The following is a 14,707-nucleotide window of genomic DNA, read 5'->3' as shown; positions in this document are numbered from 1 at the left end:
TAGACACATGAGCTTTTGCGCTGCCTACACCTTCGAGCCCCATACGATCTCCGTCCGCAAGCCAGTGCGGTCCCCGTCAAGCAGCGCTGCTGCCGGGTGGCCTCCAAACATGGCGTTCAGATCGATCTTGTGTTGAGCGGCCAAATCGAAAAACCCGTCATCGCTATCGATGGCGGCGTTCAGCGCATCGACCAACTCGGCATCGCGCCGTTCAATTTCCCGTTGGGCCAAGAGCAACACCTGAGCGATATGGACGGCCATCTCGGAAGGTAGGCCCGGAGCATATCCGACCCGGCGGCTGGCCAACATGATCCGAGCATCGTTCGGCCGATCGAGGGGGATCACCAGCCGTTCCTCGTTCCATGTAAAGCCCTCGGTAGTCTCGCCAGGACCGTAGTGCGCAAGAGCATCGTTCCTGAGTGTCACAATACGTTCGTGGCGCGCCTTTTGAGCTGGCGTGAGATGTTTGGTCAGGTTGATCCGCGCGCGATGTCCAGAGCCCGTGTGTATCGCGCGGGCATACAGAATGATGGCGCTGTAGACCAAAGCGGGGACAGCATGCTGCGCCCACTCAACCCCGTCCTGCGTCGCTCGGAAGGCGGCCTCAACTGAGCCGATCATGTCGGATGCGAGCATAAGGTCAGTATGGACCGAATGGCTATCGCGGCATCGGCGAATCTTGCCGGCCAGCTGTGTGTACTCGGCTGGCAGGGCGTCAGCGAGTTTCTCCAGATCAATGCCGATACGGGGTCTGTCGTCCATCGGATTTATCCCGCTTCCCTGTCGGGAAACGGCACGATGTCCGCGCCCTTGCGGAGTTGATCGAGATAATCGCTCCACCATTGGGCAATTGCGACACGCTCTCTCCAATGCGCGCCGCGATGGTAGGCCGCGCGCACGCGGTCCTCGTCGCCATGTGCCAGGGCGCGCTCGATCGCATCGGGATGCCACCTGCCGCTCTCGTTCAGCAACGTAGACGCCATGGCGCGGAAGCCATGCGCGGTCATTTCGTCGCCGCCGAATCCCAGCCGCCGCAAACCCGCGTTGATAGTATTCTCGCTCATCGGTCGCATGCTAGTGCGGATCGACGGAAACACGTATCCGCTTGGCCCGCTGATCTCATGGACCTGCCGCAGCAGTTCAACGGACTGGCGGGACAGCGGCACCTGGTGTGGCCGGCGCATCTTCATCTTGTCGGCGGGGATGGTCCACAAGCCCCCGTCCAGATCGATCTCGCCCCATTCGGCGTGGCGCAGTTCGCCGGGACGAACGAACACGTTGGCAGAAAGCTGCATGGCGATCTTGGTTATCGCCTGCCCTTCATAACCGTCGATAGCCCGGAGCAGTTCGCCAGCACGCTTGGGCTCGATGATTGCGCCATAATGCTTGGGCTGGGGAGAGGTAAGCGCGCCGCGCAAATCGCGGCTGGGGTCCGATGCCAGCCGCGCGGTGGCCACGGCATAGCGGAAGACGCGCCCAGCCAGCTGCAGCACCCGGCGCGCCGTCTCATAATTTCCCTTGGCCTCGATCCGGCGCAGCACCGCCAGCAGATCGGGGGCAGTGATCTCTGAAATTGGCAGGCGGGCAATCGCTGGTCCCATGCGCGAAATGTAATACTCGCTCTTGTCCGCCGTGGACGTTGAAAGCCCTTCGCGGCGACGCTTGTCGATGAACTCCTGTGCGATCTCGCCAAAGGTGTTGGCGGCATTCACCTTGGCACGATGCTTCGCCTGTTGCTTCTCGCGGGAAGGGTCGACGCCGGCCGCGATCAGTTCGCGGGCTTCATCGCGCCGCCTGCGGGCATCGGCCAGGCTGATCTCCGGATAGCTGCCGATCGCCAGCTTCTTTTCGCGGCCATCGACGCGGTACTTGAGGCGCCAGAGTCGTCCGCCAGCCGGCGTGACGAGAAGGTAGAGCCCGCCCCCATCTGCGAGCTTGTATTCCTTCTCGCGACCTTTGGCCTTCCTGATTGCCGTGTCTGTGAGCGCCATTCTGGGGGCCTTTCAAAAGCCCCGGATTCGAAAAGGCCCCAATCAGGCCCCCAATCCGGAGTGGCTTCCAGCGAACACGCTTGGACGCTATCGGCCAATGAAAGGCAAAATACGGCGGTTTTCCTGCCGCTGTAAAGACGAATTTGGACACTACTGGATGGAAATGTGGTGGGCGGTGACGGTCTCGAACCGCCGACCCTCTCGGTGTAAACGAGATGCTCTACCAACTGAGCTAACCGCCCTGTCCCGGCTTGCCGGGGCGAAAGCGCTGTAGCGCCAATCGCCTTTCGGTCAAGTAACCATGCAGGCCGTCAGTTGCCGCTGATCAGGTCTCCCAGCGTGCCGAGCGCCGAGCCCTCGCCCCGGTTCTGGCCGCCTCTGGGCATCGCGGCGGCAAGCATCCTGCCCGCCAGGCGCGCAAAGGGCAGTGACTGGATCCAGACCTTGCCCGGCCCGGTCAACCGCGCGAAGAACGCGCCCTCGCCGCCGAACACCATGCTCCTGACCCCGCCCGCGCGCACCAGGTCGAAGTCCACTCCCGACGTGTAGGCGGCAAGGCAGCCGGTATCGACGTGCAATTCCTCGCCGGCGGCCAGTTCGCGCTCTACGATGGTGCCGCCCATCTGGACGAATATCCACCCGTCGCCCTCGAGCTTCTGCATGATGAAACCTTCGCCTCCGAACAGCCCGGTGAGGATGCGGCGCTGGAAGTGGACGCCGATGGAAACGCCCTTCGCCGCCGCGAGGAAGCTGTCCTTCTGGCAGATGAGCGTGCCGCCCACGTCGGTGAGCTTGAGCGGCATGATCATGCCCGGCACCGGCGCGGCGAAGGCGACGCGCGCCTTGCCCGATCCGCGGTGGGTGAAGACGGTCGTGAACAGGCTTTCGCCCGTCACCAGCCTTTTGCCGGCACCGAGCATCTTGCCCATGAAACCGCCGTCCTGGCCGCGACCGTCGCCGAACACCGTGGTCATCTCGATCGTCCCGTCCTTCCAGACGAGCGCGCCCGCCTCGGCAACCGCGCTTTCGCCGGGATCGAGCTCGATCTCGACGAACTGGAGTTCGTGTCCCCTGACCTCGAAATCGATGTCGTCGGAAACGCCCGACTGGCGCTGGTGGGACCAGGGGCTGGCAGTGTTCATCGATCGGGCCTCCGTTAGTGTGTGCGCTGCAATTCTCGTTTGTTCGTTCGCTGCCCGTCAGGCATCGTCTCCGGGTCTGGCGGGCCGGGTGAATATCCTGTCGCGCGCGGCCTTGAGGTCGCCCGACTCGATCTGCCGGTCGAGGCGCTCGCGGTCGTTGCGGCGGTAGCGGTCCTCGGCACGGTCGATGTCTTCCAGCGAGAGCCCGATGTCCTCGAGCGACTGGCGCGACATCCGGATCGCGGATTCGAGCAGTTCCCGTACGACCGTGATGCCCTTCGGCTCGCCGAGCCGCATGACGGTACGCCGGTCGAAGGCGCGGATGTAGATCTGGGCCTTCGGGAAGGCCTTGCACACCTCGTCGAGGAATTCGGGAGTGAGGCGCTCCCCATCGACGCAGTAGAGGATGGCATCGGCCTGGGCGGCACCTGCCTGCCGCAACACGTCGAGCCGCGTGCCATCGCCGAAGTAGACCTTCGACCCGAATTCGCCCGCCATGTCGATTTGGCTCACGTTGCGGTCGATGAGCGTGACCGAGACACCGCTGGCAAGCATCATCTGCGAAACGGTCTGGCCGAACCGCCCGTAGCCGATGACGATGGCGCTTGCCCCGTCCGCCAGCGGGCCGTCGCGTTCGCCTGTCGCCTCCTGCGCGGCGTCTTCCCGGCGCAGGCGTCGGGTCGCCGCCATCAGGAACGGCGTGGACGCCATCGAGATCGTTATCACCGCCCCGAAAAGGCTGACCGCCTCCGGCGCGATGAGCAGCGCCTCCTGCGCCTGTGCGAACAGGACGAAGCCGAATTCGCCCCCCTGGCTCAGCAGCAGGCCGAGCGCGAAAGCGCCGCGCCAGTGCAGGCCGAACAGCAGGCCGAGAGCGAAGATGACCGCCGCCTTCGTGACGATGAGCGCCGCCGCCATGGCGAGCACGAACAGCGGGTCGTCGGCGATGACCTGCAAGTCGAGCATCATCCCCACTGCGAGGAAGAACAGGCCGAGCAGGATCGAGCGGAAAGGTTCGACGTCCGCCTCCAGCTCGTGCCGGTACGGCGTGTCGGCCAGCATGACCCCGGCGACGAAGGCCCCGAGCGCTGTCGAAAGCCCGAAGTACTGCATGGCGCCCGCCGACGCGAGGACGGTGAAAAGCGCCGCCACGACGAACATCTCCCGCTCGCCGAGGACCGCGATCAGACGGAACAGCGGCTGGATCACGAAACGGCCGATGGCTACGAGGCCGACAACGGCGATGACGGTCAGCCCAGCGAGTTCCCACCCTGCAGGTCCTGCGTCGTCCGCCGGATTGCGGCTGAGCGCGGCGATCACCGTGATGAGGGGAATGATCGAGAGATCCTGGAAAAGCAGCGTCGACAACGCCTTTTCGCCGACAGGGGTCCGCAGGCGGCCGGCGGACTGCAGCATCGGCAGGACCTGCGCCGTCGAGGAGAGCGCGAGCGGCAGGCCCAGCGCGAGGGCGGCGGCCACGGTGAAGCCGGTAGAGAGCAGGATTACGCCGGTCAGCGCGACGCCGCACAGCAGCACCTGGATCGTCCCCAGCCCGAATATGTCGCGCTTCATCCGCCACAGCCTGGCGGGATTGAGTTCTAGGCCGACGACGAAGAGCAGGAAGACGATGCCCAGTTCGGCAATGTCGATCTTGTCCTCCGCGCCCCCGATCAGGTCGAGCACCTGGGGACCGACCACGACACCGGCGATCAGGTAGCCGAGGGTGGCGCCGAGACCCAGCTTGCGGAAGACGAGCACGAACAGCATCGCGAAGCCGAGGAGAAGCGCGCCTTCGTAGACGAATATGGCCTGGCCGCCGCCGTGCATCAGCGCGATCCGTCCGGCGGGCGGCGCGAATCGCGGTCGCCGGGACGCTCATGGGGGCGAGGATCGATAGGGCGCGGCATCGTAATCCTGTCGTCGGCGGCAGGTATTCCTATGCCATAAGCCGACCCCTCGCAATTGCTCGCAGCGATGCTCAGATCGAGGCGGGAACCGGCGTTCCGATTTCGGCGAAGTACCGCGCCATCGCCTCCGCAGCCTTCTCGGTCAGCGCGATGAAGGCGCGCCGCCTGTCCGTATCGTCCTCGATCCGTCGAAGAAGCCCCGCTTCGGTCATCTGCCCGATCCAGCGCAGCGCGGTCGTCGGGGGCACGCCGGACGCGATGCACAGCGACGTCACCGAAACCCGGGCATGCTCGGCGCGCGCGGCAGTCAGGTCGAGCAGCATGTCCCAGGCCGGGTCGGCGAAGAGGTCTCCGTCGAAGAACCGCGCGCGCAATTGCCGCTGCCGGATCATCCGCCGGACGAGCCGGGGATCGGGAAGCGAGGGCCGGGCAGCCTTCATCAGCTGCCGTTCCGGCGTATCCTTGCCGCCATCGCCCGTGCCAAAGCGGAAAAGCGCACCGCCTTCCGGCTCCGGCCCGCGATCGGTGGACGTTCCCTCGAAGCTGTCGAGGCGACCGGCGATCCTGCTGACCTGTTCGGTAAGCCGCAGGATCATCAGCCTGTCTTCCTCGCCCAGTTCCCTGACCTGCCCTTGCGGAAGGCGGGACAGCAGATGCCCGAGAGCTACGACGCGTTCGGCACGGGTCGGATCGACGAGGATCTGCGGGCCGGACTGGTCGAGGCAGGAAAAAACATCGTCGAGCGCATCGACAGCCGTGGAGACGATCAGCGAAGCGCCGCAGCGGGCAGCGCGGATATCGAGCCGCGAAAGGGCGGCCAGTGTCGCGCCATCGACTGCCGGACAGTCGACCAGCACCACCTCGCCGAGCGGCCTCGCCTCGCCCTCGAGCAATTCGGCAAGGCCCGAGGCCACCGTCACCCGGAACCCCGCCGATTCGGCATCATCGCGCATCGTGCCGCGCAAGTGAGCCCTGTCGGCATAAATCGAGACCGCCAGCGGCAGCCCCGCGGCATCGCTGGACGATGTGTCGTACGCGAAATTGGCCTGCATGATGTTCCGACTCCGTTCTTGCGAACATGGGTAGAACAAAAAGGGTATATGTCAAGAATGGGCGATTATCCCCTTGCGACAAGTAATGGTTTCTGCTAGATAATAGGTATGACAAAGCCTAAGGCCCCCACTCTTCGCCAGTTTCAGGACCGCTTTCCGACCGAGGAAAGCTGCCTTGAGCACCTGATGCGTGTTCGTTACGGCGACCGCCACGACTGCGATAAGTGCGGCAAATCCGCGCATTTCTATCGCGTCAGGGAGCGTCGCTCGTACGCCTGTGAGCACTGTGGCCATCAGGTTTACCCGACTGCCGGGACGCCGTTCCATCGTACCCGCACGCCGCTGCGCGACTGGTTCTACGTCATGTTCCTGTTTTGCAGCACCCGGAGCGGCGTTGCCGCGAAGGAAGTCGAGCGCCAGCTTGGCGTGACGTACAAGACGGCGTGGCGCATGTGCCACGAAATCCGCAAGTACATGGCTATCGGCGATGGAGATGAACCGCTCGGCGGTCCCTTTCGCACTGTAGAAATCGACGAGACGTTTATCGGCGGCGAAGTGCAGGGCAGAGGGCATGGCTATACGGGCAACAAGACGCTCGTCTTCGGCATGATGCAGCGCAACGGCAATATCATCACTCGCGTCGTCCCGAACCGTCGTCGCGGTTCCCTGCTGCCGCATGTGACTGCCAACGTCCTGCCTTACACCGAAGTGCATTCCGATCAGCATACCTCTTACACGGGCCTCGAAGGGGTGAACGGCTACTGGCACAAGTCGGTCAACCACGACGAGAAGGAATATGCGCGCGGTCACGTCACCGTGAACGGGATCGAAGGCTTCTGGGCGCAGCTCAAGAGGTCGATCAACGGCACGCATATCCACGTCAGCGGGAAGCATCTCCCGAAGTATCTCGGCGAGTTCGAGTACCGTCACAATCGCCGGGATCGTCCTGAGACGATGATTGGCGAGTTGATGACTGCTTTTCGCCGCTAGGCGGTTCACCTTCGGTCATCGCTTTTAAAAGGCGGTCGAAGAGTTTTGACGAAGTGTCAGACATTAGCTTCCTCGGGGAGTTTAACTTCGATTACCTTCGCTTCGGCATCCAAACCTTTACCAGTATGAAGTTCGATGGTGGCCAGAGTTGGCCAAATGTACTTCGATCTAAGTTCTAGCCCAAGCAGATAGGTTGTATGTTCGGCAAGCGGCATTCTGCGATTTTGAAGGCGTAGAAGAAACGGTTCCGGCGTAACGTTGTCGCTGATGTTTCTCGATAGGAATGTAAATCTGTAACCCTTTTGAGGGAGGGTTATGAAGCTTCCATTCTTGCCGGCGCGCATGACCTCACCAACAGACTGAACCCGCCCGTTGATCGCCATCCAATCAAGAAAGACAGAACAATCATGCACTGCATCGTGATGATCAGTGCAGACTTTCAAGATAATACTCATCTCATGAGCGGGTTGGCCGGAAATAGCCCCCTTATCACCCCTTGCTTTTGGAATTTCCGGCTTCAAGATCGCCTTTGGATATTCGTAACCCAGGTCATCTCCGCTCCCTGCAACAAGCTCCTTCTCACCTTCCTGACGGTTATATGAAAACGGTGACGGAGCGGCCGAAATAACGGACGCGGCCTCTCGGTCTTTTTGAAGCGCTTCATCGAACGCTTCAAAAAATTCTCGTTTTGGATCGGTCAGGCGATCTATTTTCGAACGGACGATTTGGTAGTCGTAGTTTCCGTCTTCACCCCGGCAATCAGACAACGCACGATCAATTTCATTCAAGTCAGACTCGGTTTCTGTAGTCACAGGTGAATGGTCGGTTCGTGTGCGCACGTATTCAAAAAGTGCGTAGTAGGCCACCCCTTGGAGGATGAGCAACCAACCCCACCAAGGCAAAAGCATCCCACTCATATTGTTGGAAACCCAAGGGACGAATCCTCCAAGCTTGGGCAACTCGAACTGAGAAGATGCAGCATCATAAACACCGAGGCCGCCAAACGAATATGTGAGCAACGCGACGCCGCGCTGCCGCCAAAGTGTTTTCCAAAACGAGAAGCGATCCGACATTCGTTGCCCATATCATCCTCCCGCACTTGTCGGAAGGGGATAATCGCCCAAGAATGGACTATCCGCGCCCGAGCCAGCCCGACAATTCGCGCCGCACCAGCGATTCGATCAGGTCCATTCCGGCGGCACCGTCGTTCAGGCAACTCAGCGTCGCGTACCGTTCTCCGCCCGCTTCCAGGAATTGCTCGCGCCCGCGAATCTCCAGTTCCTCGAGCGTTTCGAGGCAATCCGCGGTGAAGCCGGGTGCCGCGACGACGAGGCGTTTCGTCCCCGTCTTCGCCTCCGCTGCCAGCGTATCGTCGGTATAGGGCTCCAGCCACTTGGCGCGGCCGAAGCGGGACTGGAACGTCGTGTCGATGCGCAGGCGGGGATAGTCCTGTGCGAGCGCTTCGCCGAGCAGCCGCGCGGTCTTGCGGCACTGGCAATGGTACGGATCGCCGAGCAGGAGCGTTCGCTCCGGCATGCCGTGGAAGCTGAGCAAGAGCACTTCCGGATCGAAATCGAGTGTCGCCATCTGCCGTGCCGCGTCCCTCGCCAGCGCTTCGATGTAGGCCGGGTCGTCATGGTAGGGCGGCATGGTCCGCGTGGCCGGTTGCCAGCGCATCGTGCGCAGGGCATCCCCGACGGAGTCCACCACCGTGGCGGTCGTCGCGCCCGAGTATTGCGGGTAGAGCGGCGCCACCAGGATGCGGTCGCACCCCTCGTCCTTCAGCGCCTGCAATTGCCGCCCGATCGACGGATTGCCGTATCGCATCGCGTAGTCGACCCGGGCATCCTCGCCCAGGCGCGTCTGGAGGGCCCGGGCCTGTCGCCTGGTGATCGCCGCGAGCGGAGAGCCTTCCTTTGTCCACACCTGCTGATAGGCGTGGGCCGATTGCTTGGGCCTCGTATTGAGGATGATCGCGCGCAGGATCGGCTGCCAGATGATCGGCGGTATCTCGACCACGCGCGGGTCCGAAAGGAACTCCGCCAGGTAACGTCGGACGGACTTCGTTGTCGGCTCGTCCGGTGTGCCGAGGTTTACCAGCAGTACGCCGATCCGGCCGTGACGGATGTCCCGATGATCGTCCGGGCGGTGTGCGGTCGTGTCGGTCACAATTCCTCCGATAGCAGGGGAAGCCGACGAAAACGCAGGCCGGTTGCGGAAAAGAGCGCGTTCGCGAGCGCCGGGGCGGCAATGGCGACGCCCAGCTCTCCCGGGTCGGCCGGCGCGGCACCACTGCCGACGAAGGCGACGTCTATGCGAGGACAGTCGGCAAGGACCGGCAGGTTCAGCGCGGCGAGCCTGCCGGTGGCCGGGATGCCGCGCTCCCAGGTCGTCGAACAGCCGAGCGCGAGGCCGAGGCCGAAGACGATCCCGCCTTCGATCTGCTGGCGGGCGATGTCGCGGTTCACGATGCGGCCGATGTCGGCAACCGCCGAGATGCTGTCCACCCTGACGCCCGACTGGTCGCGCCGTGCCGTCGCCACGGCGGCGATCCGCCCCTCCCCGATACGGTGGCAGGCAATGCCCTGCCCGCTGTTGTCCACGCCTCCGCCCCAATTGGCGAGACCGGCTACGCGTTGCAGGCATTCGGCGAGCCGCAGGTCGTCGGAGAGCAGCGCCATGCGGTAGGACAGCGGCTCACGCGCCGCACGATGCGCCAGCTCGTCGACGAACGTCTCGGTGAAGAAAGCGGTGTACCCGTGCGCGTTTCCGCGAAGGCGCGAGGTGGGCAGCGAGATCGTTGCAGGGACGTGCTCGATCGCCATGTGCTCTATGGCGTAGGGCGGGATCGCGCCCTCCATCGCCAGCGCGTCGCCCTTGCCGGCGCTGTCCGCGATCGCCGCCGACGCGGTTGCGCCGTCGAACAGGCGATGCCCGAATTCGCGAGCGGTCGCCGGCATTGCAAGTCGCGCTTTCCAGCCGGTCACGTCGCCCGAAGCGGTGGTCCGGGCCGCCATGACCGCCGATACCGGCGTGCGCGGCCAGCCTCTCACGTGCTCCTGCCAGCGCGACCAGGTCAGCTGAACGGGCCGGCCTGCTTCGCGCGCGATCAGCGCGACCTCGATGGCATGGTCGTGCTCCAGCCGCCGGTCGTAACTTCCACCCGCGGGCATGGGATAGAGCACCACGTCGCGCACTCCGATCCCCAGCGCGCCGGCCGCGGCGGCGCGGGCGCGTTCAGGGGCCTGGGTTGCGATCCAGAGTTCGAGCCGGCCGTCCTCGAAGCGCGCAGCCGCGCTGGCCGTCTCGAGCGTCGCATGCAGTGCGGGCGCCGCGAAGTAACGCTCGGCCACGTCGAACTCGTCCGCAAGCACGGCACCGGGATCGCCCCGTTCGTGCGACCATTCCGCCGGGCCGAAGCGCAGCGCCTTTTCCAGCGCCTCTTCGATCTCTGCGCTGTCGGCGGCGTTCGAAACCGTGAATTCCGGCGCGATCCGGGCTAGCGCCTGATCCGCCGCCCACCACGAGGTTGCGACCGCCGCTAGCCAGTCGGTACCCTTCACCAGCTTCAGCAGGCCTCGCGTGCCGGCGGCCCTTGACGCTTCGAACCCGGCAAGGCGCGCGCGGCCCGCCGGTCCGTGCCGGATCGCTGCATAGACCATGCCGGGCAGCCGGACATCGCCTGCAAACTGGAAGCTTCCGTCCACTTTCGAGGGAAGGTCCACCCTGGGAAACCGCAGCGGCGCGCCCTCCGCCGGTTCTTCCGCTCCCTCGCCCGGAGCGACAGGGAGCAGCGGCGCGGGATCGGGGGGGTCGAAACTCGCCGCCCCGGGGGCAAGCGCGCCGAAGGACAGCCGCTGGTTCTCATGGACGATGAACCCGTTCTCGGCGCGGCATTCCTCCCAGGGCACGTCCCAGCGCTCCGCCGCCGCCATTGCCAGCATGGCCCGCGCTCCGGCGGCGGCTTCGCGCGCCGGCTGCTCGAAGGCGGCCAGCGACGTACCGTCCGCCGTCGCCATGAAGCGCGCACCCTCGGCCCAGCGACGCGTGAGGACGTCGTCCGCTTCTCCCGCCAGCGAAGGCAGGAAGGGCATCCACATCTCTGACCACCGGGCTGCAAGTTCGGTGTTGGCGTAATGCGCGCTGACCGGGGCGGGCTCGACGGCGATCTGTCGCCAGTCGGCCCCCATTTCGTGCGCGACGACCTGCGGGATCAGCGTCGTGATGCCCTGCCCCATCTCCAGCTGGGGGACAGCGACGGTCACAACGCCGTCGATCGCCACCTTGAGCCAGGCACCGAATGCAAGTTCGTTGCGACCGGGGTCGAGCGGCAGCGGCCAGTCGCGCGGTCGAAGCAGCCACGCGACGGCGAGGCCGCCCGCCGCAGCCCCTCCGATCAGCAGGCCCCGCCGCGAAACGTGCATCAGGTCTTCGCTTCGCCGGAGCCTTCGAGCCACCCGGCGATACGCCCTGCGATACGGGCGAACGCCTGCGCTTGCGGGCCCTCGCCCGCCGCCACGGGCCGGCCCGCGTCGCTTTCCTGCCGGATGGTCGTGTCGAGCGGGATGCGCCCGAGGAACGGCATTCCCATTTCGCGCGCCGCCGCCTCGGCACCGCCGGACCCGAACGGATCGCTGACGTTGCCGCAATGCGGACAGACGTACCCGGCCATGTTCTCGACGAGGCCGACAATCGGGATTCCCCCCTGGTCGAACAGGCTGACCGCGCGTGCCGCATCCATCAGGGCAAGGTCCTGCGGCGTCGACACGATGACCGCGCCCGCGGGCTTGAAGCGCTGCATCATGGTCAGCTGCACGTCGCCGGTCCCGGGCGGCATGTCGACGACGAGCAGTTCGGCATCGCCCCATTCGGCATCGACAAGCTGGGCAAGCGCGCTTCCCGCCATCGGCCCGCGCCAGGCGATCGCCTGGCCCGGATCGACGAGGTGCCCCATCGACAGGAGCGGGATGCCCCATTCGCTCGGAACGGGAACGAGTTGCTTGTCGCGCGCTTCGGGCTTCTGTCCCTCGTTGCCGAGCAGGCGCGGCTGCGAGGGACCGTAGATGTCCGCATCGACGAGGCCGACACGGCTCCCCGCCCGGGACAGCGCCACGGCAAGGTTCGTCGCGACCGTCGATTTGCCGACGCCGCCCTTCCCCGATGCCACGGCGACAAGCTTGCGCGTCACGCGGTCGGCGGTCATCGCCACGCGTACTTCCCGAACACCCGGCGCGCCGCGCAAGGCATCCCTGGCGGCAACCTCGAGCTTGTCCCGGGCGAGCCCTTCGAGACCCGACACATCGAGCACGAGCGTGGCGGTACCCTCGGACAGACGCGCGGATTGCAGCCTCCCCGTCACATCGTCGGGAAGCCTTCCGGAAACGTCTGCGGGAAGCTCGATAGTCATCGTTTCTCCTTGCCGGTGGCCCTCGCCGCGCCCCCTAGCAAGGAAAAAGCGCGCTTTGGCACTGTTTTTGTACGTCAGGCATTCCTATAACTGCAGGCATGAGACCATTCGGGAGTATTTTCACCAGCGGCGTGCTTGCGATGGCCGGTCGCCGCAGTCCGTGGGGTGGCGGGGACAAGGGCCGGAGAGCCGGAGGCGAGGGCGCTGCGGGCGATGGCGGGCAGGACGGTGGCGACACCGACGCCCCCGATCGCTCGTCGGGTCGTGGCCCCCGCAATCCCTGGCTGCCCTCGGGTGGCGACGCGGAGCCGCCGCGCCGTTCCGCCAGTATCGAGGACCTGTTCAAGCATCGCGGCCCGGAAGGTCCGCGGCGCGGGCCGGGCGGACCCAATTTCCGCATTCCGCAGGCACCCGGCGGGCGTAGCTGGTTTCCGCTGCTCGTCGCCGCGATCGTCGGCATCTGGCTGATCGTCAGCATGGTCCATCAGGTCGGCCCCAAGGAACAGGGCATTGTCACGACCTTCGGCAAGTACTCGCGCACCTTGCAACCGGGCCTCAACGTCACGCTGCCGTGGCCGATCCAGCAAGTCGATGTCGAGCCGGTGAGCACCATCCGCTCGTTCCGCATTCCTGAAGGCGCGAACGAAAAGCTGATCCTCACGGGCGACCAGAATCTCGTCGACCTCAGTTACCTCATCCGCTGGAACATCAAGGACCTGAAGCAATTCAAGTTCCAGCTTGCCGAGCCCGAGGAAACCGTCCGCGAAGTCGCCGAAGCCGCGATGCGTGCCTCGGTCGCCGAACAGACGCTCGACAACACGTTCTCGGGCGCGGGCCGCGCCGAGATCGAACAGCGCGTGCGCACCCGCATGCAGGCGATCCTCGATGCCTACAAGTCGGGCATCGCCGTCCAAGGTGTCGAGATCGACAAGACCGACCCGCCCGAACGCGTGGTCGAAGCCTTCAAGGACGTCTCCGCCGCACAGCAGGACGCCGATGCCGACGTGAACCGCGCGCAGGCATGGGCCCAGCAGGTCCTCGCGCAGGCCGAGGGTGAGGCCGCCGCCTTCGACAAGGTCTACGAGGAATACCGGCTGGCCCCGCAGGTCACCCGCCGCCGCATGTACTACGAGACGATGGAACGCGTTCTCAGCCAGACTCCCAAGACGGTCATCGAAGCCGATGGCGTAACGCCCTACCTGCCGCTGCCCGAGATACGCCGCCGATCGCAGCAGTCGCAGAACCAGGCGCAACCGGCGCAGCAGGGAGAGTGACCGCGATGGAACGTATCTGGGACCAGTACAAGGCCATCCTCGTGCTTGCTGGCGTGGTGATCCTCGCCCTTCTGGCAAGCGTAGTCATTGTACCCGAAACGCAGCAGGCCGTGGTGGTTCGCACCGGTGAGCCCGTTCGCGTCATCAACCGTTTCCGCCCGAACACGGCGTACGGCGAAACCGGCGCGGGGATGGTGCTGCGCATTCCGCTGATCGAGCGCGTCCAGCGCGTGGAGAAGCGCGTGATCGACCTCGACATGGAGCGACAGCAGGTGCTTTCCGCCGACCAGCAGCGCCTGCAGGTCGATGCCTATGCTCGCTTCCGGATCATCGATCCGGTCCGCATGGTCGAGAACGCGGGCACCGAGGAGCAGGTCGTCGCGCAGCTCCAGCCGATCCTGAATTCGGTGCTTCGCCAGGAACTCGGCCGGCGCACGATGGCTTCGCTGCTCACCGCCGAGCGCGGCGATGCCATGACCAACATCCGCAACAACCTCGACCGGCAGGCCCGTAACTACGGCGCGCAGGTGATCGACGTGCGCATCAAGCGGACCGACCTGCCCGACGGCACGCCGCTTGAGGCCGCCTACACGCGCATGCAGACCGATCGCGAGCAGGAAGCCGCGACGATCCGCGCGCAGGGCCGCAAGAACGCGCAGATCATCCGCGCCGAAGCCGAAGCGAACGCGGCCAGCACTTATGCCGATGCGTTCGGCAAGGACCCCGACTTCTACGATTTCTACCGGGCGATGCAGAGCTATGACCGCACGTTCGCCGAAGGGGCCGGGGAAAGCTCGATCATCCTTTCGCCGGACAACGAATACCTTCGCAAATTCCGCAATCCGGGGAACTGAGGCGAACCGACTACACCTGTCATTCAATCGCCGTTCATGGCTGAGGACTTGAATAGGACAGGCAATCCAGCGCGCCGGGAGCGGCGCCAC

General features: G+C 64.9%; 12 protein-coding genes and 1 tRNA gene. 3 read left to right on the top strand and 10 right to left on the bottom strand.

Translation table 11 applies throughout. The annotated features are described in order from the left end of the window. Positions 1–24: 24 nt before the first annotated feature. The 6 genes from FHS75_RS07175 to FHS75_RS07150 form a co-directional block, all read right to left on the bottom strand. Positions 25–762 (bottom strand): hypothetical protein, encoded by a 738-nt coding sequence (locus tag FHS75_RS07175; RefSeq protein ID WP_179406997.1) that lies wholly within the window; start codon positions 760–762, stop codon positions 25–27. Between the two features lie 5 nt (positions 763–767). Then, positions 768–1,991, bottom strand: a complete 1,224-nt coding sequence (locus FHS75_RS07170) for a tyrosine-type recombinase/integrase (RefSeq protein WP_179406996.1) — start codon at positions 1,989–1,991, stop codon at positions 768–770. A gap of 166 nt (positions 1,992–2,157) precedes the next feature. Beyond that, positions 2,158–2,233, bottom strand: a tRNA-Val gene (locus tag FHS75_RS07165). Positions 2,234–2,302: 69 nt separating this feature from the next. Continuing rightward, positions 2,303–3,133, bottom strand: coding sequence for a TIGR00266 family protein (locus FHS75_RS07160; protein ID WP_179406995.1), 831 nt, complete (start codon positions 3,131–3,133; stop codon positions 2,303–2,305). A gap of 57 nt (positions 3,134–3,190) precedes the next feature. Beyond that, positions 3,191–4,960 carry a cation:proton antiporter domain-containing protein gene (locus FHS75_RS07155; protein WP_179406994.1) on the bottom strand — a complete coding sequence of 590 codons (1,770 nt, stop codon included), beginning with the start codon at positions 4,958–4,960 and terminating at the stop codon, positions 3,191–3,193. Between the two features lie 151 nt (positions 4,961–5,111). Further along, entirely contained in the window at positions 5,112–6,092 is a 981-nt protein-coding gene (locus FHS75_RS07150) for a winged helix DNA-binding protein (RefSeq protein WP_179406993.1), read from the bottom strand. Between the two features lie 108 nt (positions 6,093–6,200). On the opposite strand from FHS75_RS07150, the gene FHS75_RS07145 reads away from it, so the two are divergent. Beyond that, a complete protein-coding gene (locus tag FHS75_RS07145; RefSeq protein WP_179406992.1) occupies positions 6,201–7,082 on the top strand; it encodes an IS1595 family transposase in 882 nt (293 codons plus the stop codon). 56 nt (positions 7,083–7,138) lie between these two features. On the opposite strand, the gene FHS75_RS07140 is transcribed toward FHS75_RS07145, so the two are convergent. From FHS75_RS07140 to FHS75_RS07125, 4 genes are read right to left on the bottom strand one after another with little or no spacing between them, the layout of a single operon-like run. Further along, positions 7,139–8,155: a hypothetical protein gene (locus tag FHS75_RS07140; RefSeq protein WP_179406991.1), complete on the bottom strand. Its 1,017-nt coding sequence runs from the start codon at positions 8,153–8,155 to the stop codon at positions 7,139–7,141. A gap of 58 nt (positions 8,156–8,213) precedes the next feature. Then, on the bottom strand, positions 8,214–9,251 hold the full coding sequence (hemH, locus tag FHS75_RS07135) for a ferrochelatase (protein ID WP_229735509.1): 1,038 nt from the start codon (positions 9,249–9,251) through the stop codon (positions 8,214–8,216). Next, positions 9,248–11,506, bottom strand: a complete 2,259-nt coding sequence (locus FHS75_RS07130; protein ID WP_179406990.1) for a molybdopterin cofactor-binding domain-containing protein — start codon at positions 11,504–11,506, stop codon at positions 9,248–9,250. Before FHS75_RS07130 ends, hemH begins: the two co-directional genes overlap by 4 nt. Beyond that, positions 11,506–12,489 carry an Mrp/NBP35 family ATP-binding protein gene (locus FHS75_RS07125; protein WP_179406989.1) on the bottom strand — a complete coding sequence of 328 codons (984 nt, stop codon included), beginning with the start codon at positions 12,487–12,489 and terminating at the stop codon, positions 11,506–11,508. Before FHS75_RS07125 ends, FHS75_RS07130 begins: the two co-directional genes overlap by 1 nt. A gap of 98 nt (positions 12,490–12,587) precedes the next feature. Between FHS75_RS07125 and hflK the strand changes: the two genes are divergently transcribed. Further along, positions 12,588–13,763 carry an FtsH protease activity modulator HflK gene (gene hflK / locus FHS75_RS07120; protein WP_229735508.1) on the top strand — a complete coding sequence of 392 codons (1,176 nt, stop codon included), beginning with the start codon at positions 12,588–12,590 and terminating at the stop codon, positions 13,761–13,763. Between the two features lie 5 nt (positions 13,764–13,768). Next, positions 13,769–14,617 (top strand): protease modulator HflC, encoded by an 849-nt coding sequence (hflC, locus tag FHS75_RS07115; protein WP_179406988.1) that lies wholly within the window; start codon positions 13,769–13,771, stop codon positions 14,615–14,617. Positions 14,618–14,707 lie beyond the last annotated feature (90 nt).

The sequence above is a fragment of the Novosphingobium marinum genome (assembly GCF_013408095.1).
GTDB lineage: Bacteria > Pseudomonadota > Alphaproteobacteria > Sphingomonadales > Sphingomonadaceae > Novosphingobium > Novosphingobium marinum.
This window is presented reverse-complemented; position numbering and strand designations above follow the sequence as displayed.